Source organism: Rhodococcus sp. NPDC056506 (assembly GCF_042794945.1).
GTDB lineage: Bacteria > Actinomycetota > Actinomycetes > Mycobacteriales > Mycobacteriaceae > Rhodococcus_F.
Genome location: NZ_JBHTSW010000002.1, coordinates 63,151 through 82,900, shown reverse-complemented (window position 1 = coordinate 82,900; position 19,750 = coordinate 63,151). Strand labels below are relative to the sequence as shown.

The window sequence follows — 19,750 nt, the reverse complement described above, 5'->3', positions numbered from 1 at the left end:
ACAACAGAACACGGCCCAGCACCGCATCGAGGAGATCTCGATGCGGTGCCAGAAGCCATGCTCAGCCCAAGTCGGCGACGATCCGCTCGGCGAGTGGCTTCGACGACGCCGGGTTCTGACCGGTGTAGAGCTTCCGGTCCACCACGACGTAAGGCGACCAGGCATCAGCCTTCGAGAATTTGCCACCCAACTCGCGTAGTCGAGTTTCGAGCAACCACGGAGCCTTGTCCGCCAGACCAGCCTGCGTCTCCTCTTCATTGGTGAACGAGGTCAGCTGATAGCCGTCGAACAGCCAGCTCCCATCGGACCTCTTCGCCGGCAGGAGTGCCGCCGGTGCGTGACAGACCGCCGAGACCACCTTGTCTGCATCCAAGAAGTTCACGAGAAGCTCGCCGAAGGATGCCGACACCGCAAGATCTTCCATCGGTCCATGTCCACCTGGTACGAAAACCACGTCGTAGTCGGCGGCGTTTGCGTTCTCGAGAATCTCCGGCGAATCGAGCACAGGCTTCAGATCGGCGATGTACTTGCGCATACGGTCAGCGCCTTCTTGCCCGCCGTTGACCTCGGGCGCCAGGCTCCCCTCGTCCACAACGGGGGCTTTACCGCCCGGCGTCGCGATCACGATGTCGTAGCCGGCGTCGACGAAAACGCGATGCGCCTCGACCAACTCTTCCGCCCAGTACCCGGTCGGGTGGGCTGTTCCGTCGTTCAGCGTCCAGTGATCTGCAGAAGTAACTGCAAACAACAGCTTTGTCATCGCGCAACCTTTCGTCGTAGTCAGGAACCGTCGTGTTCAGGAACCGTCGCAGTCAGGAACCGTTGGTTTCAGGAACCCGGGACACGAAACCCGGAGAACGCTCCCATGGATGAAACGCACTCACCGGGAGGGAATTCCGCATCGCCGGTTCCAGTGCGACTTCTCACCAACGGGCATGGAATCCGTCATACCCACTTTCCCAACTCGGGCATCTGGGTCGAACAGCGCGATCACGCCAAAACGAAGGCCACGGCAAAAAGTGTCCAGGCGGCCGCGAGAACCGTCGATGCTGCGGTAACTACCCCGGTCACGGCTGGTCGGGTACTGCGGTTGCGTGCCGCGATGATCCCGACCGTCATCAAGGTCAGCGCCAACAGGAATGACAGAACCACGATTTTCACCAGCAACCCCTTCGACGTCGGCCAACAGGGCCGGAGACAATTTAGATAGTACACAAATAGATCGCGCATTAATTAAACTGCGCATCAGTCAGGTAAAGCTTGACAACGTTCGATTGGAACTGTCAGGCTATTCCTGACGAAAGGAGAATTTCTCATGGAAGACCTGATCGAGCACGCTCTGACCGCAGGGATCGATGCTGCCGCCATTACGACGGCCAACGCCGCGATCACCGAGGCCGGCGCGCAGGCGGACAAAATTGTCGATATGGACCCCTTACCTGGCAGCTCCGAGTGGGAGGCGGAACAAGACACCGATATCCCGGCGCAGCGTCAGATGGCGTGGCAGTTGGCAAGTTTCCGGATTCAACTTGCCGCGGGCATCGATTCGACGGCAAGCGTCATGAGCCTGCGCAGATTCGGCGCAACGTGGGCAACCATCGGCCGCGCGGCCGGAATGACCCGTCAGTCAGCTCACGAACGGTGGGGTCGTCGTGTCTCGGACATGCTCGACCCATACGGAGTCGGAATGCCGCCCATGGTGCCGAATGACGATCCAACTGAGTCCTGACTACAAATCGTGTGACTACTGATCCGACAGCAGCGCATCTGCTTTCGCGACCAGCACTGCACGCTCACGCTCATTCCCAGCCAGCCGAGCCGCTTCGAGGAGTTCGGTTCGAGCTTCCTTGGATCGGCCGAGCTGACTGAGCAACTCACCCCTCACGCTCGGAAGCAGGTGGTAGCCGGCCAGTTCACCTGAAGCGACAAGCTTGTCGACGAATTCGAGTGCTGGGGCCGGACCGTATGCCATGGATACCGCCGCCGCATGATTGAGGTCGACCACGGGCGAGGGCGCCAGTTGCGCCAAAGCCTCGTAGAGGATAACGATCTTCTTCCAATCGGTGTCATCGAAAGTTGCTGCTCGAGCATGGCATTCGGCGATCGCAGCCTGCAAACCGTATGGACCGCGTCCACGCCCGACGGCGTCAGCCCGCTGTAGCGCGGCAAACCCCCGTGCAATCTGAATGCGATCCCACCGAGTCCGGTCCTGGTCCGCAAGCAGGATGGGCTCACCCGTCGAAGTTGTCCTGGCACCGAATCGCGAGGCTGTCAGTTCCATCAACGCGACGAGGCCGTGCACCTCGGATTCCCCCGGGACCAATTCGGCCAGTATCCGAGCCAGCCGCTGCGCTTCGGCACTCAGATCCGCGCGCATCCATTCCTCCCCGGAGCTGGCTGCATAACCTTCGTTGAACACCAGGTACAGCACGCCGAGCACGGCACCCAGTCTTTTCGAAAACTCGTCTCGCCCTGGAACTTCGAATACTGCTTTCGAGGCGGTCAATGCCTTCTTCGCGCGGACGATCCGCTGCTGCACTGTCGCGGTCGGTGTGAGGAAGGCTTTGGCAATTTCTTCCGTGGTCAACCCGCCCACTACCCGAAGAGTCAAGGCTACCTGCGCTTTTCGATTCAACACAGGGTGGCAGGCAATGAACATCAGGCGAAGGACGTCGTCGTCGATCCGATCCGGATCCCAGCTGATGTCATCGAAGTGCGAAGCGTCGTTCTCGAGTTCACGCGCGAAGTGGGCGTAGCGTTCGTCCAACTTCTCGCGTCGTCGCCACCCGTCGATTGCGCGTCGTGTCGCAACAGACGTCAGCCAGGCAGCCGGATTTCGCGGAACCCCGGTGGCAGGCCATTGCTCGACGGCTTCGAGCAGAGCCTGCGCGGCCAGGTCCTCGGCAAGATCAAGATCCCCGACGGTGCGAGTCAACGTGGCGACGATCTTCGCGGATTCGATACGCCAGACCGCGTCGACAGCCGTTCTCGTTGCTTCTCGCACCGCCTCGTCGGTCATGGTTCAGCCTGCGACCGGACGATCGGTGCCGAGCTCTTCGCGCCAGCCGGCTTCTTTCTGGATGTACTCGTTGTCCTGATCGAAGTCCGACATCTCACTCACGCGGCGCACCTCGAGCTTGCTGCCCGGCCCCAACGGGCAGCGCTTTGCCCATTCCAGGGCTTCATCCTTGGTCGACGTCTGGATGATCCAGAAGCCGGAGAACAACTCCTTCGTCTCCCCGTACGGGCCGTCGGAAACCAGCGGAGGATCGGACTCGAAATCGACGATGAACCCCTCCTCCATGGCCAGTCCCTCACCGGCCAACAAGACACCGGCCTTGATCAGGGACTCGTTGTACTGACCCATCGCGGCGATGATCTCGTCGAAATCCATGTCCTTGGATGCTTCGATGGCCTCGTCGGTGGAACGCATGATCAGCATGTACTTCATGAGAATCTCCTTCGTTTGTGGACCGCTCTGTTCGGTCCCTCTGCCTACACGTCGAACGGCACACTCACCGATCGACAAACTTCCGAAAGTTTTTTCCCGAGGACAAAACCGCCGGTCTGGATGCGCTGCTCACGCTATCGGCAGACAAACCGTCGGGCAGGTCAGAAGTCGAGAAATCCCGGCACAACTTCACGAACGAGGCCGTTCGCGTCAGTGCTCCCGTAGAAATACACCGACCCGTAACCGAATAGGTACTCCTCCGCGAACTCGGCTTGCGACTGCGAACCCACCGGCCACCCCTCGTCATTGATCTGGAAAAGGAAACGGTGTCCGTCGGCCTCGACGGCCTCGGCGTAGGACGGCTCGTTCTGGATGAGCACCGGTTGCGGAGCGATCAACACCAACGACATCACCTCTTCATCTGCGGGAGTTTTGATCAACGCCGCGCTCCCCAAGCCCCTATGAATGCCCGCCGATTCCGCACTTCGCGATGACGGCGCGTGCAGGATTGCCCGAACCCCGATGTCCGGGTATTCGAGGTCATCATCTCCGATGGAGAAACCCCGACGAATGAAGACGGAAAGTTCTCGCTCACCGAGCCACGTGGCCGTGTGGGCCGCAAGCGTCAGAAGGTATTCGTGTGTCTGCAGAATCGGCTGTCCCGCGAAAACCTGCGGCGGATGTCCACCGATCCGAGCCCCAATCGCCGAATCGCTCGAGTCCACCCCGAGATGTACTGTGTCCACCGGCGTCATCCTAGGGAGATCCGACGCCCGTCGGATAGAGACTCCCCAATTCCCTACAAATCGCCGATGCCGCACGCCACTTGCAGCTCGATGATGAATACATGACGACTTTCCCCACCCTCGACCCCGAACTCGCTGTGGCACTCACGATGCTCCCGAAGGTCGATTTTTCGGACCTCCCAACCACGAGAGCCACCTACAACGCACTGATCGGCGCCACGTTGGCCGGCCTTTCATACGACGGCGTCACGCTTCGCGAACTATCCGCCCCCGGCCTCGACGGCGATCCGGAGGTCACGATACGTTTCTTCACCCCGGACAACGCAACCGGTCCGGTCCCAGTTCTGTTGTGGATGCACGGCGGCGGATTTGCCGTCGGCACAGCAGAAAGCAGTGATCCCTTATGCCTCGAGGTAGCACGCGAGCTTGGATTCGCCGTCGCCAACGTGGAATACCGCCTTGCCCCCGAGACTCCCTTTCCCGGCCCCCTCAACGACTGCTATGCCGCACTCACGTACGTACACGCCCATGCCGAGGAACTGGGTATTGATCCCAGTCGCATCGCAGTCGGCGGTCAGAGTGCTGGAGGTGGACTTGCCGCCGGAACCGTGCTGAAAGCCCGAGATGAGGGCGTTGTCCCCGTCGCATTCCAGTTTCTCGAGGTCCCGGCACTGGACGACCGCCTGACCTCGACATCGATGACGGACTTCGTCGACACTCCGAATTGGCACCGACCCAACGCGATTCTGTCGTGGCAGTTCTATCTAGGCGAGTCGTATTCAGGGCCCGAAGAACCGAACGTCTCGATCTACGCCGCCCCGGCTCGCGCAACCGATTTCGGCAACTTGCCCCCGGCCTACGTGTGCACCATGGAACTCGACCCACTTCGCGACGAAGGAATCGAGTACGCCGTTCGTCTACTCCAAGCCGGCGTCAGTGTCGAGCTGCACTCCTTCCCCGGCACCTTTCACGGGTCGGCACTCATCGCGGCCGCGGAGGTCAGCAAACGAGGTGCCGCCGAGAGACTCACCGCGCTCCGGAAAGGGTTGCGCTAGCTGGCACGCGTCTCGTAGCGTTGCGAGATGCAAGGACTGATGTACCGGCTTGCCGAGCTCGACTCAGACTCGGCAGGCCTGGTACGTGTCATCGACTACTTCGACACCCTCGTGCGGCACGGCGCCGACACAGCATCATTGATGCGCGCGAGCGCACAGTTGGCGGACTGCGTTGTGGGCATCGAGATCGTCGAACACGGCAACAAGAAGAGTTCACGTCGTTGCGACCCGCGCGGCCGATGGTCGCCCGAATCCTGTCTCGCCCCCAGCATTACCAGGGAGATTGCCGTCGACGATGACGTTCTCGGGAGGGTATGGATCGAGCGTCCTGGTGCAAACTTGCCGCTCGACGAGATGCTCGTCGACCGAATGGCTCTGACTGCCTCGATAATCCTGCAGCCCCGCCGCTTACCTACCGAAGCCGAGCACACCCGCAATCTGCTCTTTCCGATGGACGAGTTGACCGTACTCACTTCGTGCGCTGGTCTCGGGATTGAACCCGGCGCCCCAGTCCGTGTTGTCGTATCCACGGTTTCCTCGGGTGCGGCGAACAGCACTGCACGTCTTACCATTTCGAGGGATTGCATTCCCGGCAAAGCCATCAGGATAGAGGCTGACGGAGAATATTTGGATATCGTGAAGGATTCGTTCACACCCACAACCGAACTGTCCGAGGCAGCGTTGGCGTCATCCATCCGCGCTGGAATATCTTTGGCTGCCGCCGCTTCCGAAATGCACACGATAATCAGCACAGCACGATTCGCTCACACTCAGACCTCGGTAACAACACCGATCGTGAACGCCGACAGCTTCGGCGCCCTCAACCTCCTGGCGCCCGGATCGCACATCGATCACACGAAAATCCCGGATTTGGTTCTTGCCAGACGGATTGGCGACACCAAGCAGGGATCAGAGCTGCTGGAAACCTTGAGGACATATCTGCGATCCGGAACATTGAGGGCCACGGCGGATACCATGCATCTCCATCACAGCAGCGTCGCGCACCGATTGTCAAAGCTATCTCAGCACGTCGAGTTTCACGTTGACACCGTCGAGAACCGAGCACGCGCAACCGCAATGATGCTGGTTCTCGACGCCGAATAGATCCGGCCCAGGATCAGTCACGGCGAAGCAGTTGACGATCTTTCGCGTTCGGCGAGCGCAACGAACGGCGCAAGCGCTGGATTCGGATTGTCCTGTCGATAGGTGACAGCAACATCGAGAGTTGGTTGTTCACCGACGATTTCGCACAGATGGATACCCGGAATGCGGAGCATCCTGGCCCGCCCCTGAGGGATCGGCGCAATTCCCACTCCGTCCGATACGGCATGGAGGACCTGCTCGTCGTCAGCTTCGAATCGAACGATATTGGGAGTGCCGTCCGGCCAAAGCTGTTCGAGAGTACGCGAATACATGCCCGGAGCGTTTGCCTCGGGCCAGAACACGACGGGAATGCCGACCAGGTCCCCGAGTTCGAGGGTCGTTCGACTCCCGAACGGATGATCCGCAGGCACCGCAACCAGGATTGGTTCGGTGTCGAGGACGATCAGGGGAAGTTCGCGATCGCCGTCATCGAGTGGCGGCCGGACGACCGCGACGTCGACTGCTCCGTTTCGGACGAGATCAACTGTCTGCGCCGACGTGCCACGATGGACGACGACCTCCACCCCCGGGTAGAGCTTTCGATAGGCGCTGACCAGATCCGCGACTGCGCCGCCTGCCCACGAACGCGTGTACGCGATGCGCAGTTCTCCATCCACTCCGCGCGCAGCCAATCGAATTCGTTCGACCGCCCGGTCCGCACACCCGAGCAAGAAGCGCGCCTCTCGTACCGCTACCCGGCCGGCGTCGGTGAAGGTGAACTGCGGACCTCGACGATCCACCAAAGGCACTCCGAGTTCGCGCTCGAGAACCTTGATCTGCTGACTGAGCGCTGACTGCGCGACGTGGACGTTCGCGGCGGCGCGAGTGAAGCTGCCATGATCCGAGAGAGCGATCAGATAACGGGCGCGCTGCAGGTTCATACGGCGATTATAAGAAGAACAGATGGTGGTGTCACTACTTGGTCTTGGACATGGCATCACCTGAGGTCGGAGGATCGAGGTCACGCTGCTCCACCGCTTGTCTCCCGAAATATTGTCTCCCGAACGATCACAAGGTTGCACATGAACCCCCGAACACTCGCCGAACCGCGCGAACCCGCAACGGACGCCAGACTCCTCGACGCCGTCGCGGAGATAGTCGGCGAAACGCATGTCCTCACCGATCCCGAACTGATCGAGGGCTACACGCGCGACTGGACGGGACGATGGATCGGCGACGCGATCGCGATAGTTCGTCCGGGCAACACCGCCGAAGTGTCTGCTGTCCTTCGAGCTTGCTTCGATGCAGGGGTACCTGTGACGCCCCAAGGCGGCAACACCGGACTGGTCGGTGGCGGAATCGCCTCGGCCGGGTCCGTGGTGCTGAGTACCAGGCGGTTGGAGACGATCGAGTCCGTCGATCCCATCGGCCGGACAATCGCAGCCGGCGCCGGCGTGACCGTTGCCCGCGCCGACCTGGCCGCATCTGCACACGGTCTCCGGTTCGGAATCGATTTGGCATCAAAGGAATCCGCGACACTCGGCGGCATCGTCGCTACCAACGCCGGTGGTACGCGCATGGTCCGATACGGAAACACGCGGGCACAGATCCTCGGCATCGAGGCAGTGCTCGCCGACGGTTCCGTCTTGAGCAGATGGACGCCACTCGTCAAAGACAATGTCGGATACGACATTCCAGGCCTTCTTGCCGGCAGCGAGGGAACTCTTGCCGTCATCACCAAAGTATTGATGAAGCTGGTCACCCCCGCGACCGACACCCAGGTCGTACTCGCCGGTGTAAGCGACGTCGATCAAGCGTTGCATCTGTGTAATCGCGTGCGCCAGAGCGGATTGACCGTCGAAGCCGCCGAAATCATGACTGACGACGGCATCGACCTCGTCTGCGCACACACCGACGCCCGTCGTCCGTTCGGCGCCCCTTCGCCGATGTACACACTCATCGAGGTGTCGTCGCCGCGCGAGACGGAAGAGTCACTCCTCGAAGTTCTCTCCGACTCTGCCGATCTCATCGAGGACGCGACGGTCGAACCTGGACCCGCTCGAAAACTGTGGACCTTGCGGGAGAGTCACACCGAAAGCATCAGCGCTTCGTCGACGACACCGGTTGTAAAGCTGGACATCTCCGTGCCCTTGTCCGTGATGGGCATGTTCATCGGGAACCTTCGAGAGACGTTGGACGAGCGATTCCCCCTCGTGCGGCCAATCTTGTTCGGGCACTTCGCCGACGGAAACATTCATGTGAACCTCCTGGATGCCGCCCCTGGGGTCGCACACGAACTGACCGATACGGTCTTCCAACTCGTTGCCGCCCACCATGGAAGCATCAGCGCCGAGCACGGGATAGGTCGCGCGAAGTCTCCGTGGGTAACGCTGGGGCGCACGAACACCGACATCACCGCGATGCAGTTGATCAAATCTTCCTGGGACCCGCGTGGAATCCTCAATCCTGGAATACTGTTGCCGGAAAAGGTCGGGTAAGCAAAAAGGCGGTCGCGTGCAGGATCTTTACGTCGTCACTCATCCTCATGCCGAACACACAGCGCAGGACGTCGTCGGCGGTTGGCACAATTCGGTTCTCACCCCGTCCGGTCGGCGCGATGCAGAATTGATCGCGGCAGCCCTGAAGCGACGACGCACAGGAAATTCGCGCCCGATCCGCATCACCTCGTCGGACCTCCGTCGTTGCGCCGAGACATCTACGATTATTGCCCGGACACTCGGCACTCCGGTGACAACGGATTCACGATTGCGCGAAATCAGCTTCGGAGAAGCCGAAGGACGCCCGAACTCGTGGCTCGCCCAGCGCCAGGTGCCGGCTCCCGACACCAACCGCCTCGATCACCGTGGCCCCGTTGCCGGTGCCGAGACTCGCCGCGACATCGCATCGAGGGTCGGCGAATGCACTCGCGAACTGATGACCGATCTCGACCACGATCATATTGTCGTAACACACGGCTTTGCACACACATTCGTAGTCTCCGCCTGGCTGCAGATCCCCATCGAAGCCGCAGGGTTTGCAACTTTCGCGACCACACCGGGTGCAATCACTCATCTCCAGCACGACGACTACTGGCGCAATCGAACTCTCGCACAGCTAGCCGATACCTCGCACCTGGACTGTGGCACGATGGCTTGATGCGCCATGTCTCCGACGACGAACGCCGTGCACGCATGGGCGTACGTCATGCGCTGGCGCCCTCGTTCCGCGTCGATTCCCCGGAAGCTGCGACTCGGGCGATGACGGTGCTTCACGCCACCGAGTCAGCGACGGTCTATCTGTCTTGCTGGGCGAGGGCTCGATCCTTGGACGCCGCCGATGTCGACCGCGCCTTGTACGACCGACGCAGTCTCGTCAAGCAATTGGCCATGCGCCGCACGCTCTTCACCTTTCCCCGAGACTTGCTACCGGCCGCGTGGTCGAGTGCATCCGCCCGCGTCGCCAACACCGAGCGTGCTCGAATGTCCAAGGATGTCGTCAAGGCCGGACTCGCCGTCGACGGCAACGACTGGCTCGATCGCGCACGGACGGAAGTACTGAAGTTGCTCACCGATAGGCCTGAAGGGCTTTCAGCGGTAGAGATTCGTCAGGCCGTGCCGATGATAGACGTCAAGGTCGAGGGTTCGGCAGGTGAAATCTGGTCGGCACCCAGGATTCTCACGCACCTCGGGGCGACCGCAGACATCATGCGGGGCACCAACACTGCCCGCTTCCCCGTCTCACGCCCACTGTGGACTCTCACTCGACACTGGCTCGACGACGCCCCCGCCGACCTCGAATCTGCCGACCTCAAACCCGACGACCTCAAACCCGGGGACGGATACCGAGAAATAGTCCGGCGCTGGCTCTACACCTTCGGACCGGGAACGGAAGACGACATCGTCTGGTGGCTGGGCTCCACGAAGACGGTCGTCCGGGCCGCCCTCACCGAACTCGACGCCGTTGCAGTCTCACTCGACGGGGACGGCACCGGTTGGTTGCTACCGGATGATGTCGCCGAGGTGTCCGATCCGGGGCCCTGGGTGGCGCTCTTACCGGTGCTCGACCCCACGATCATGGGTTGGAAGGACCGCGACTTCTATCTCGGACCACACCGCAACCAACTCTTCGACACCCGCGGTAACGCCGGCACCACAGCATGGGTCGATGGTCGCGTCGTAGGTTGCTGGATCCAAGACGAAGCCGGTGTTGTGCACGTTCGATTGCTCGAGAGCGTGCCGGCGTCTGCACGACGCTCTCTCGATGCCGAGGCGGCGCGCCTCACCGAGTGGCTGAGCGGCGTCAAGATCGGCACCGGTTACGTCTCGCCGGCGATGAAAGGTATGCCGACTGCACTGGCAATCGACTGAACGACAATCATTGTCGCCCAGCCGATCCTGTCATGCCAACTACTCGTCATACCAACTACTCGTCATACCAACTACCGAGTCGGCGCATCTTCCGGAGGCAGCAAGTGAGCGCATGTCTCTGCACCGGCCGCACGCGCTACCCTCTCCGCCGGATAACCACCCGCGAGTTCCTCACGGGGAGTGCTGTCGAGCGCAAGCAGGGCGTCGCCCATGACCAGCGTCTGCTGGTGCATCCGTTCGAAGTCGATCGCGTCGGCGCCGAACGACGGAGCCCACAGCGACCACGGGCCGGAGATTCCTCCAATGGTCGGAATCAGTCGATTGTGGAAGCTGGTACCGAGGCCACCGAAGCTGCAGAACATGGGAACCCGAGTCGGTTGCGGCCGGTCGAAGCCCCGCAGAACTGCCGTTCGATCGAGGGGATGAGATTTGACCGCTGCCACCAATGCGTTGACCAGTGCTGGACTTTCAGTTCCGGCAAACCACGAGTACGGTTCGCCGGCCCCGGTAAATTCGAGCCTCTGACCAGGTCCATCAGTTCGATCGACGGGCAGAATCTCGCGTGTACCCATGTGCTCCACGGAGAAGTCGAAGGCGACGGATCCGCTGTCGTATTCCTTGTCCAGTTCCGTCGCGTACCGATCCGTTCCCTCTCGCGACATATGCAGATGTGCACTGGCAAAGACGAACTCGTAGGTTCGCGGACGGCATTCGAGCGGCAGACGCGAAAGATACTGTGCAAGTGCCAGAACCGCAGCGCTGCCATTCTCCTGCACCCAGGTTGCCCCGTCGGTGTGCGTGTTGATCACGATTCTTTCCTGACTCTGCCCGGGGATCGTGGCGATCAGGTTTCGAGTGGGAGCAGAATCGACGTCCGCCAGAACTGAGATCTTCGCTTCGGTTCCGGACTCCGCCAACTGCTTGAGCCGGACAGCTTCGTCGATACCCGCCCACACCGCGGGCACGGTGAAGTGTGTGCCGTTGTGCGGGTCGAAGTAGCCTTGAATCTGTTCCGCAGGAACGTTCCACGCGAGGATCAGCCCGGCTGCGCCAGCGAGTCCTGCTGCCAGCGGGTCTTTTCCGAGCTCGGCAGTGAACGGCCGTTCGTAGTCACCCGCCAGCGGAAAGTCGGGTGTCATGTAGTGAGAGAATGCAGCAAAGGTCGCATAGGGCACTGCCGGAGTCTGGACGTCGCGAATCACGATGCGCCCCTTCGAGTTCTCCGGTGTGATCGCGGTGCCGGGTGGAAGATAGACCAGTGGGGCCGTGCGGCCTTCGTCGCCCGTAGGCAGTGAGTACGGGACTGCGCCTGCGGTTCGTAGAACCTCGGGTGCAGTATCCGGCTGCAACACCGCCAGCTTGCCGGCCGCCACAAGGTCGCGGCCAGGGCCGTCTGTCGCCAGTGGCGACGGCTGCCAGCGCTTGATTTGATATTCGTCCGATGCGGTCTCGACGCCAGGTAGAGCACGCATGCTGTCTTCGACCCAGTCGATCATGCTCTCGTGCTCGGCGCTTGCCGTCGATCGGAGACCGAAGCCGGCAATCTTTGCATTGAGGTCGCGCAGATCGTCAGCCGTGGCGAACGATGCCGGGTCGATCGACTCGGGGCAGGCCGCAACAGGGCCCGTCGAGCCGAACGAGCCGACGGAACCGGTTGAACCAGTGAATGGTTCCGCGTTCGCTTGGGCGACGCTCGTGATTACGAGAAGTGCGGATGCCGCAATCGCGGGTATCACGCGACGAAGGATCATGAGGGAGTCTTTCTGTTCGAGCCATAAAAGTTACAGGCGTTTCTTTTATACAGGTTCGTATGACGCAAGTCACGCAGAACTTCTTCGAGACGCACCATCCAGGCACTTCTCGACCCAGGCAAGGCACAGTTCGACTCAGCTCAGTGCGACACTGCTCAGTTCGACACAGCTCAGTTCGACACGGCTGAAAGCATGGCTTCGACCCACACGCCGGCCTCTGCCGACAGAGCCTCGATCGACCCGCTTCCCGGCTCGTCGAGCACATCGGACGCGAGCTGCCGAATGGCATATACGGCTCCGACATACGCACTCAGCGGAACTCGCGGATTGCCGGGAGCGCGCTCACGCTCCGCCTTGAGCACCTCGGACATCCCGACCAGCGCCGCCCTTCGTTGCACGCGCGCGCGTCGCCCGAGCGCATCCATCTCGACTTGAAATGCTCGTGCCACAACAGGATCTGCATTCAACGCCGTGAGGTAACCCTCGACCACATCGGAGATGGCGTGGCGCTCCCAGGTGAAAGAGCCCACCGGCAAGATCCCACGAATACGAGTGAGCAGCACTTCGATAAACCTGCCGTACGCGGCAAAGACGCACGCATCCTTGTCGGGAAAACACTCATAAAAAGCGGCCGGCGAAATCTTTGCTCGCTTGGCAATCTGACGTACCCCGACGCCCTGATAGCCCGACTCCGCCATCAGTTCCGTCGTAGCGATCATCAACCGCTCACGCTGCGCAGTCAGAACGTCTTCCCTGCTCAGTTCATGCCTACCTCGCGGCAAATCCGGCGGCGTAGTGAAGAACACGCCCTCGGTAATTCTCGCCGTCACCACCCCGCCTCTCACCGCCGCGTTCTCGACTTGACCAAAGTGAGAGTAGCCAACGGGCTCCGCCGGTGACGGAGAGGCCAGTTCGACAGCCAACCATCGACAAGTGTACGAAACGTACAGTACAGTTATCTTCGTCAGCGACTGACCGATCTAGGAGGTTCCATGGAGGGTCCAGCAGTTCGTGAATACGGTGCGTTCATCGATGGATCGTTCCGAGCCATGGGCACATCCACATTCGAGGCACGCGACGCCGCTTCCGGCGCTCTGCTCGCCACACTGTCCCGATGCGGGGCAGAAGAAATCAATGATGCGGTCGAAGCCGCCGGACGGGCATTTCCGGCGTGGGCAGGCCTGACGACCGAAGAACGGTCCGCACAAATCTTGCAGTTTGCCGCACTGGTGGAGGAACGAACTGAAGAGCTTGCCCAACTCGAGTGCATGGACACCGGGCGACACATCAGGGAGATGCGAGAAGACTATCGGGCCGCAGTGTCGCACCTACGATATTTTGCATCAGTTTCGTTGGCGCACCACGGTTTCGGCCGCGAATTGGCCTCGGGATATCTGGTTGCGAAACGGGTGCCCTTGGGCGTGTGCGGACAGATCATTCCCTGGAACGATCCCGTTGTGATGACGGCATTCAAGATTGCTCCCGCTCTCGCTGCCGGAAACACCGTCGTACTCAAACCTGATGAAAATGCCTGTGTTTCAGTCATGGAACTGGCGAGGATCGCCGCCGAAGTGTTCCCGAAAGGCGTTCTCAATGTTGTACCCGGCCTCGGCGAAGAGGCCGGCGCAGCCCTGATCGGTCATCCGAAAGTCAGCAAACTCGCTTTCACCGGGAGCACCGAAGTCGGCAGGCTGGTGGCACACGCCGCAGCATCCCGACTGATCTCGACCACTCTCGAACTCGGCGGCAAGAGTCCGAGCATCGTCTTTCCTGACATCGACGACGTCGATGCTGTGGTCGCCGACGCAACCTCTGGCGTCCTGATGTGCAATGGCCAATCCTGCTTAGCCGGAACACGTCTGTTCATCCACGAGGATATCTACGACACCTTCGTGGAAAAACTCGTCGCCACATTCCGATCGTTGCGAGTCGGGCCACCTCTGAGCGAAGACACCGAGCTGAGTGGCCTGATTCACCAAGAACATGCCGATCGTGTGATCTCGATGATCAATTCCGGAATCGAAGAAGGCGCACAACTACTTACCGGCGGCAAACGAACAGTAGTGCCGGGATTCGAAGCCGGAAACTTCATCGAACCGACAATTCTGGAGGTCACGAACTCGATGCGAATTGCGCAGGACGAAATCTTCGGACCTGTTTTGTGCGTCCTCAAGTGGAACAATTACGAGCAAGTGATCACAGAAGCGAACGACACTCCATACGGGCTCGCTGCCGGGATCTATACGTCGAACTTGAAGAACGCGATGGAAACCGCCGATCGTCTTGCGGCCGGATGTATCTGGATCAATCAGTATTTCAACCTGGGAGGCGGCGTTCCCTTCGGAGGATTCAAGGAAAGCGGTCTCGGGCGAGAGTTCTGCCTCGAAACGCTCAACGAATACACCCAACTCAAATCGATCACTGTAGTCACGTCGACTCCCCCGTCAAAGCAAGGAATCACAAGTTGAACATCACGGGAAATACCATCTTCATTGCCGGCGGAACCTCCGGAATCGGCCTCGAACTTGCACTGGCATTGCAGAACGAGGGGAACAAGGTAATCATCGGTGGACGGCGATCCACTCTGCTGCAAGAGATCTCGAGCGAGCATCCGAAGATCAGTACCGTCGTCATCGATGTGGACGACACGAATTCCATCCGAGAGGCGTATGAATCTGTCACGCAAGACTTTCCCGACCTGAACGTCCTTGTGACAATGTCGGGAATCATGTACCCGGAGGATCTTAAAAGCCCGGACTTCCTCGACGTCGCCGAGCGAACGATCACGACGAACCTACTCGGGACAATTCGACTGGCCGGCCAGTTCATTCCGCATCTGTTGACGAAGCCCACCGCCACCATCATCACTGTGTCATCCGCCGTCGGCTTCGTCCCGCTTCCCATCACTCCGACCTACAACGCGACGAAAGCTGCTGTTCATCTCTTCACCGAGAGCATGCGTGTGCAACTCGCCGATACTTCGATCCAGTGCATCGAGCTCATCCCACCGGGCGTCCGCACCACGCTGATGAACCAGGAGAACTCCGAATCTGCTCTGCCGCTCGACGATTACATCGCCGAAACCATTACCGCACTGAAGGCACACGACAACGCCACGGAAATCGTGGTCGAGGCCGCCAAGCCACTTCGTTATGCCGAGATCAACGGTGAGTACCAGAACGTGCTGAAAATGCTCAGCTGACGGCACCCAGTTGACACACATCGCAACGCTGGAGAGGGCAGTTCGCCCTCTCCAGCACAAGGATTCCAACGGATAAACCTCTTAGGTATCGCTCCGGAGTCCACGAACGGCATGATCGATGATCGAGCGCACCGTGTTGTCGTCGATACTCGCGTGCCCCACCAACATCCGGTAGACCAAGGGTCCGAAGAAGAGATCGATCGCTTCCTCGATCTCGATGTCGTCGCGGAAGTATCCGGACTCCACACATCGTCGAATCAGTTCGGCGAAGCCGCGACGACGTTCGTCGAGGAAGAAGGTGCGGAAGTACGCCGCCGTCGTCGGATCGTTGGCACACGCGCCGACAAGTTCAGCGAAGATCGAACCGAGCGGTCCTCCGTAGAACTTTCCGATGTCCCCGAGGTAGTCGTTCAAATCGGCTTGCGCACTGTCAGACTCCGGAAACGTCAAGTGCCGGGCCATGAGCACACCGAACGCTTCAGCGGCGATCGCCTGGCGCGACGGCCAGTGCCGATACAGAGTTACCTTGCTGACGCCCGATTGTTCGGAGATCGCATCGATGGTCGCGGCCTTCATCCCACCGGACTTCAGAAGGGATTCCGCCGATCGGAGGGCCTTCTCGTGGGCCACTTCACTACGTGTGCCACTTGGAGGAGTGAGCAATCCCGTCTCGGTATTGCCGGGATTGCGAGACACCCCCTCGCTGGGAGTGCGTTTGCCCATGCGTCCTCCTTTGCCCGTCAACCCCTTGCAGCACAGGGGTTTTGTTGATGTCGAGCGCATGCGGCCCGAGGCACCCGATGGATGCGATAGCTACTAGTCGTATCGTACACATGACAGCAGAAAGAGAGCCTCACGGCAGCTGATCATCCCTCAAAGCCATTGCATCCAAATCTGATTCGAATGAACAAGACAAACCCCCTCGTTTATTACTCAAAAGTAAGATAACGTGTGGGCGCCATCACAACAGTTCGTCAAGCGCACAGTGACATACGAAATCGAGGGGTCGGCCGTGGCATCAAGGATTCTCTTTCGGGGAGTGGTGGCACTGACAGCCATTGCACTCACGGGCATCACAGCACCAACTGTCGCCGCGCAACCGTCGGCAGATCCCTTCTACCAGTACGACGGTTTGGCACCGCTGTCTTCGTATCAGCCTGGGGCCGTTCTCAAAACGAGAACCTTGCCCTATCACGCCGTCAACATCCCCACCCCGCTGCAGGCCGTACAGGTGCTGTACCGGTCGACCGACGCTCTGGGCCGGCCGTCTGCGAATGTCACCTCGATTCTTCGACCGCCCAACGCCCAGCCGGACAAAGTCGTCTCATTCCAGTCGGCTTACGACTCACTGAACCCAGAAGACGGGCCGTCACGGGCCGTCGCGGGGGACACCCCGATCGGCAGCCTGTCCACCAGTGGACGCAATGTCGCCTTCGGCGGGACTCTCGCTTCCGGCGAAGCCGTCATGTTCGGTCCTCTACTGGCGCTGGGCTACACCGTCGTCATTCCCGACACCGAGGGCCCGAACGCAGACTTCGCGGCAGGACCCGAATACGGAATGATGACTCTCGACTCCATCCGCGCCGCTCGCAACACTCCCGAGACAGGTATTTCCGACTCAGCCGAGATCGGACTGATGGGGTACTCGGGTGGTGCAATAGCCACCAATTGGGCGTCCATCCTCGCACCGGACTACGCCCCGGACATCAACGAAGACCTGATCGGCGCGGCCCAGGGTGGACTGTTGGTCAACCCGGCAAACAATCTCCGGTACGCGAACGGAAGTATCGGTTGGGCAGGCGTTGTCGGGATGGCAGTCGTCGGACTCGCCCGTGCCTACGACATCGATTTCGATCCGTATATCAGCGATCGGGGACGTGAACTCCTGCCCCGCCTCGAGGACGCCTCGATCGGGAACGTGATCCTGCAGTATCCGGGAGTCACCTGGCAGGACATTGCCAAACCGGAGTACGCCAATCCCAACTCGGTATCCGAGTACGTCGACGTCGCAAACAAGGTCAACATGGGCATCGCGCCGATACCCACCATCCCGATGTTCATTGCCCAGGCGGCAAACGGAGTTCTCGAAGGCACCCAGCCAGGTGGGCCCGGCGTCGGCCCCGGCGACGGCGTCATGGTTGCCGGGGACGTCCGCACACTCGCCACTCGTTACTGCGACGCAGGTCTACCCATCCAGTACGACCAGTACGACACCATCAGTCACGTTCCCGGTGGCGCGCTGTGGCTCCCCGGCGCCATAACCTGGCTCAACGACCGTTTCAACGGGAACCCAGCGCCGAACAACTGCTCGAACATCGCACCGGGTAACTCGCTGGCGCCGGAAGAGCACGCGGTGGGCTGAACAATCCAACCGACGTCGTCAGATCCCGCGTCGTCAGATCCCGCGTAGTCAGATCCCGATTGCCAGATCGTCGATATCTGCAAGCGTGCCGCCGCTTTCGAGGATGCTCGTGTAGTTCCGAAGTCGGTTCTGATCGATCTCGGTGGTGCTGACCCCGCGCTTCCAGTAGCCGAAGACAACCACGTCATCCTTCGCCAGGCCGACTATCTTTCGGAAATGCGCTCGGATAGCACGCATCTCGTCGCGCTCCCCGGCTCCCCACACCGCGTAGTCCCCTGGATTCTCGAGCTCGAGAGCATACTCGGCGAGGCGTTCCTCGACGTGGTGCAATTCGAGACCGGGGATCACGGGCAGTTCCGCGAACGCCTCGGCGTCACCGGTGGCGACCCAGCCGACGCCGGTCAGGCCCTCGGGCCACTGAAGCAGAATCGAATAGAGAGCGGGTATTGCGGTGTCGTCGGCGAACAGCGCGACGCGGCGACCAGCGATCTCGGGAACGAGGAAGTGCGGGCGAGGACCGGTGAGCGAGAACGAGTCACCCACACGGCGCTCGTCGGCCCACCTCATCATCGGGCTGGTGTGCCCGTGCAGCACGACGTCGAAGGTCATCGAACCACTCGACGCGTCGAAAGTGCGCACCGTGTAGACACGAGAGATGTCGCCGTACTGCGGACCTAGCTGAATGCGGAATGCGACGTTGGGACGCAACCAATTCGGATCATCCGCCGACGAGGTCAAGTGGACCGTGATGCGCAGGATACTCTCGGTCGGGCGTTCGACGCGTTCGACGACGGCGACCACGTCGTTGAGACCGCGGTCGTGGTCTTCTCCGCGTGGCGCCTTTGCCGACGCAGACGTTTCAGTTTCTTCAGGTCGAGATGCGGTAGTCATTGATATCTCCTGATCGGTGGTTCAATTGCGGACGGGTAGCGGGGTGACAGGTCGGCGATCACGCGGAACAACAAGTGGCCGTCCGGTTTCCGGGTCTTCGAGAACCAGAGCCTCGAGGTCGAACACTTCGCGCAACAACTCGGGGGTGAAGACCTCCGAGGCACCGCCCTGCATGACGATTTTTCCGGACCGCATCGCGACCACATGCGTGGCATATCTGGCCGCGAGGTTCAGGTCGTGCAGGACCGCGACCAATGTTCGACCGGACTGGTGAAGTTGGGAACAGAGGTCGAGAACTTCGATCTGATGGGCGATGTCGAGAAAGGTGGTCGGTTCGTCGAGCAACAACACCGGGGTGCGCTGCGCGAGTGTCATCGCTATCCACACACGTTGTCGTTGCCCACCGCTCAACTCGTCTACCAATTGATCTGCTGCATCGCGCATTCCGACCTCGGTCAGCGCCTCGGAGACAACTCGCTCGTCTTCGGGTGACCATTGGCGCAGCATGCTCTGGTACGGATATCGGCCGCGGGAGACGAGGTCGGCGACACTGATCGCTCCGGGGGAAAGCGGGGACTGCGGCAACAGAGCGATTCGCCGGGCCACTTCTTTGGTGCGGCAGGACCGAATATCGTTACCGCCTAGCACAACCCGGCCCGATCGGGGAGTGAGCATTCTGCCGAGCGCTCGGAGCAGAGTCGACTTGCCGCACCCGTTCGGTCCGACGACCACGGTAAACCCGCCGTCGGGGATCTCGAGACTCAACTCGTCCACGATGGTTCGATCGGCGTACCGAAGCTCGATCTTCTCAGCGCGCAGCCTTGATGTCGAAGTGGTCATGA

20 protein-coding genes are annotated in these 19,750 nt (G+C 60.6%); 9 read left to right on the top strand and 11 right to left on the bottom strand.

The annotated features are described in order from the left end of the window. Window positions 1-61: 61 nt before the first annotated feature. Both ACFQ6H_RS02605 and ACFQ6H_RS02600 read right to left on the bottom strand, forming a co-directional pair. Window positions 62-760 carry a type 1 glutamine amidotransferase domain-containing protein gene (locus ACFQ6H_RS02605; protein ID WP_378530439.1) on the bottom strand — a complete coding sequence of 233 codons (699 nt, stop codon included), beginning with the start codon at window positions 758-760 and terminating at the stop codon, window positions 62-64. Between the two features lie 230 nt (window positions 761-990). Then, window positions 991-1,161 carry a hypothetical protein gene (locus ACFQ6H_RS02600; protein ID WP_317555728.1) on the bottom strand — a complete coding sequence of 57 codons (171 nt, stop codon included), beginning with the start codon at window positions 1,159-1,161 and terminating at the stop codon, window positions 991-993. Window positions 1,162-1,315: 154 nt separating this feature from the next. Here ACFQ6H_RS02600 and ACFQ6H_RS02595 point away from each other — a divergent pair, with 154 nt between their 5' ends. Further along, window positions 1,316-1,729 carry a hypothetical protein gene (locus ACFQ6H_RS02595; protein ID WP_378643635.1) on the top strand — a complete coding sequence of 138 codons (414 nt, stop codon included), beginning with the start codon at window positions 1,316-1,318 and terminating at the stop codon, window positions 1,727-1,729. A gap of 15 nt (window positions 1,730-1,744) precedes the next feature. Here the strand turns inward: ACFQ6H_RS02595 and ACFQ6H_RS02590 are convergent, their stop codons facing one another. From ACFQ6H_RS02590 to ACFQ6H_RS02580, 3 genes are all read right to left on the bottom strand, one after another. Beyond that, complete coding sequence (locus ACFQ6H_RS02590; protein WP_378643632.1) at window positions 1,745-3,019, bottom strand: RNA polymerase sigma factor; 1,275 nt, start codon at window positions 3,017-3,019, stop codon at window positions 1,745-1,747. A gap of 3 nt (window positions 3,020-3,022) precedes the next feature. Further along, a complete protein-coding gene (locus ACFQ6H_RS02585; protein WP_007735729.1) occupies window positions 3,023-3,451 on the bottom strand; it encodes a YciI family protein in 429 nt (142 codons plus the stop codon). Between the two features lie 161 nt (window positions 3,452-3,612). Then, window positions 3,613-4,206, bottom strand: a complete 594-nt coding sequence (locus tag ACFQ6H_RS02580; protein WP_378643627.1) for a hypothetical protein — start codon at window positions 4,204-4,206, stop codon at window positions 3,613-3,615. Between the two features lie 92 nt (window positions 4,207-4,298). Here ACFQ6H_RS02580 and ACFQ6H_RS02575 point away from each other — a divergent pair, with 92 nt between their 5' ends. Both ACFQ6H_RS02575 and ACFQ6H_RS02570 read left to right on the top strand, forming a co-directional pair. Next, window positions 4,299-5,252, top strand: coding sequence for an alpha/beta hydrolase (locus ACFQ6H_RS02575; RefSeq protein WP_378643623.1), 954 nt, complete (start codon window positions 4,299-4,301; stop codon window positions 5,250-5,252). Between the two features lie 27 nt (window positions 5,253-5,279). Continuing rightward, the gene (locus tag ACFQ6H_RS02570; protein ID WP_378643619.1) at window positions 5,280-6,356 is read left to right on the top strand and encodes a helix-turn-helix domain-containing protein; all 1,077 of its coding nucleotides are present in this window, start codon (window positions 5,280-5,282) and stop codon (window positions 6,354-6,356) included. A 17-nt stretch (window positions 6,357-6,373) separates the two neighbouring features. Here ACFQ6H_RS02570 and ACFQ6H_RS02565 read toward each other — a convergent pair whose 3' ends face one another. Next, the gene (locus ACFQ6H_RS02565; RefSeq protein ID WP_378643615.1) at window positions 6,374-7,276 is read right to left on the bottom strand and encodes a LysR family transcriptional regulator; all 903 of its coding nucleotides are present in this window, start codon (window positions 7,274-7,276) and stop codon (window positions 6,374-6,376) included. 141 nt (window positions 7,277-7,417) lie between these two features. On the opposite strand from ACFQ6H_RS02565, the gene ACFQ6H_RS02560 reads away from it, so the two are divergent. The 3 genes from ACFQ6H_RS02560 to ACFQ6H_RS02550 are packed head-to-tail and all read left to right on the top strand — an operon-like array spanning window position 7,418 to window position 10,702. Beyond that, window positions 7,418-8,833 (top strand): FAD-binding oxidoreductase, encoded by a 1,416-nt coding sequence (locus ACFQ6H_RS02560; RefSeq protein WP_378643611.1) that lies wholly within the window; start codon window positions 7,418-7,420, stop codon window positions 8,831-8,833. A 16-nt stretch (window positions 8,834-8,849) separates the two neighbouring features. After that, window positions 8,850-9,491, top strand: a complete 642-nt coding sequence (locus ACFQ6H_RS02555) for a histidine phosphatase family protein (protein ID WP_378541618.1) — start codon at window positions 8,850-8,852, stop codon at window positions 9,489-9,491. Continuing rightward, a complete protein-coding gene (locus ACFQ6H_RS02550; protein ID WP_378643607.1) occupies window positions 9,491-10,702 on the top strand; it encodes a winged helix DNA-binding domain-containing protein in 1,212 nt (403 codons plus the stop codon). Before ACFQ6H_RS02555 ends, ACFQ6H_RS02550 begins: the two co-directional genes overlap by 1 nt. A gap of 71 nt (window positions 10,703-10,773) precedes the next feature. Here ACFQ6H_RS02550 and ACFQ6H_RS02545 read toward each other — a convergent pair whose 3' ends face one another. Both ACFQ6H_RS02545 and ACFQ6H_RS02540 read right to left on the bottom strand, forming a co-directional pair. Next, window positions 10,774-12,453: a hypothetical protein gene (locus ACFQ6H_RS02545; RefSeq protein ID WP_378448335.1), complete on the bottom strand. Its 1,680-nt coding sequence runs from the start codon at window positions 12,451-12,453 to the stop codon at window positions 10,774-10,776. 170 nt (window positions 12,454-12,623) lie between these two features. Further along, a complete protein-coding gene (locus ACFQ6H_RS02540) occupies window positions 12,624-13,283 on the bottom strand; it encodes a TetR/AcrR family transcriptional regulator (protein ID WP_378448336.1) in 660 nt (219 codons plus the stop codon). 162 nt (window positions 13,284-13,445) lie between these two features. On the opposite strand from ACFQ6H_RS02540, the gene ACFQ6H_RS02535 reads away from it, so the two are divergent. Further along, a complete protein-coding gene (locus ACFQ6H_RS02535) occupies window positions 13,446-14,921 on the top strand; it encodes an aldehyde dehydrogenase family protein (protein WP_378541613.1) in 1,476 nt (491 codons plus the stop codon). Beyond that, entirely contained in the window at window positions 14,918-15,655 is a 738-nt protein-coding gene (locus ACFQ6H_RS02530) for an SDR family oxidoreductase (RefSeq protein ID WP_378541611.1), read from the top strand. Before ACFQ6H_RS02535 ends, ACFQ6H_RS02530 begins: the two co-directional genes overlap by 4 nt. Before the next feature lie 81 nt (window positions 15,656-15,736). Here ACFQ6H_RS02530 and ACFQ6H_RS02525 read toward each other — a convergent pair whose 3' ends face one another. Next, entirely contained in the window at window positions 15,737-16,378 is a 642-nt protein-coding gene (locus ACFQ6H_RS02525; RefSeq protein ID WP_378448339.1) for a TetR/AcrR family transcriptional regulator, read from the bottom strand. A gap of 289 nt (window positions 16,379-16,667) precedes the next feature. On the opposite strand from ACFQ6H_RS02525, the gene ACFQ6H_RS02520 reads away from it, so the two are divergent. Beyond that, on the top strand, window positions 16,668-18,017 hold the full coding sequence (locus ACFQ6H_RS02520) for a lipase family protein (RefSeq protein ID WP_378643590.1): 1,350 nt from the start codon (window positions 16,668-16,670) through the stop codon (window positions 18,015-18,017). 48 nt (window positions 18,018-18,065) lie between these two features. On the opposite strand, the gene ACFQ6H_RS02515 is transcribed toward ACFQ6H_RS02520, so the two are convergent. Then, entirely contained in the window at window positions 18,066-18,908 is an 843-nt protein-coding gene (locus ACFQ6H_RS02515) for a siderophore-interacting protein (RefSeq protein ID WP_378643585.1), read from the bottom strand. A gap of 21 nt (window positions 18,909-18,929) precedes the next feature. Beyond that, on the bottom strand, window positions 18,930-19,748 hold the full coding sequence (locus tag ACFQ6H_RS02510; protein WP_378643580.1) for an ABC transporter ATP-binding protein: 819 nt from the start codon (window positions 19,746-19,748) through the stop codon (window positions 18,930-18,932). Between the last annotated feature and the right edge of the window lie 2 nt (window positions 19,749-19,750).

What these genes read in the sequence shown, in the direction of transcription:
- ACFQ6H_RS02510 (WP_378643580.1), bottom strand. Translation starts at nt 19,748, where the DNA reads ATGACCACTTCGACATCAAGGCTGCGCGCTGAGAAGATCGAGCTTCGG.
- ACFQ6H_RS02560 (WP_378643611.1), top strand. Translation starts at nt 7,418, where the DNA reads ATGAACCCCCGAACACTCGCCGAACCGCGCGAACCCGCAACGGACGCC.
- ACFQ6H_RS02575 (WP_378643623.1), top strand. Translation starts at nt 4,299, where the DNA reads ATGACGACTTTCCCCACCCTCGACCCCGAACTCGCTGTGGCACTCACG.
- ACFQ6H_RS02605 (WP_378530439.1), bottom strand. Translation starts at nt 760, where the DNA reads ATGACAAAGCTGTTGTTTGCAGTTACTTCTGCAGATCACTGGACGCTG.
- ACFQ6H_RS02590 (WP_378643632.1), bottom strand. Translation starts at nt 3,019, where the DNA reads ATGACCGACGAGGCGGTGCGAGAAGCAACGAGAACGGCTGTCGACGCG.
- ACFQ6H_RS02545 (WP_378448335.1), bottom strand. Translation starts at nt 12,453, where the DNA reads ATGATCCTTCGTCGCGTGATACCCGCGATTGCGGCATCCGCACTTCTC.
- ACFQ6H_RS02580 (WP_378643627.1), bottom strand. Translation starts at nt 4,206, where the DNA reads ATGACGCCGGTGGACACAGTACATCTCGGGGTGGACTCGAGCGATTCG.
- ACFQ6H_RS02595 (WP_378643635.1), top strand. Translation starts at nt 1,316, where the DNA reads ATGGAAGACCTGATCGAGCACGCTCTGACCGCAGGGATCGATGCTGCC.
- ACFQ6H_RS02585 (WP_007735729.1), bottom strand. Translation starts at nt 3,451, where the DNA reads ATGAAGTACATGCTGATCATGCGTTCCACCGACGAGGCCATCGAAGCA.
- ACFQ6H_RS02525 (WP_378448339.1), bottom strand. Translation starts at nt 16,378, where the DNA reads ATGGGCAAACGCACTCCCAGCGAGGGGGTGTCTCGCAATCCCGGCAAT.
- ACFQ6H_RS02550 (WP_378643607.1), top strand. Translation starts at nt 9,491, where the DNA reads ATGCGCCATGTCTCCGACGACGAACGCCGTGCACGCATGGGCGTACGT.
- ACFQ6H_RS02515 (WP_378643585.1), bottom strand. Translation starts at nt 18,908, where the DNA reads ATGACTACCGCATCTCGACCTGAAGAAACTGAAACGTCTGCGTCGGCA.
- ACFQ6H_RS02535 (WP_378541613.1), top strand. Translation starts at nt 13,446, where the DNA reads ATGGAGGGTCCAGCAGTTCGTGAATACGGTGCGTTCATCGATGGATCG.
- ACFQ6H_RS02565 (WP_378643615.1), bottom strand. Translation starts at nt 7,276, where the DNA reads ATGAACCTGCAGCGCGCCCGTTATCTGATCGCTCTCTCGGATCATGGC.
- ACFQ6H_RS02570 (WP_378643619.1), top strand. Translation starts at nt 5,280, where the DNA reads ATGCAAGGACTGATGTACCGGCTTGCCGAGCTCGACTCAGACTCGGCA.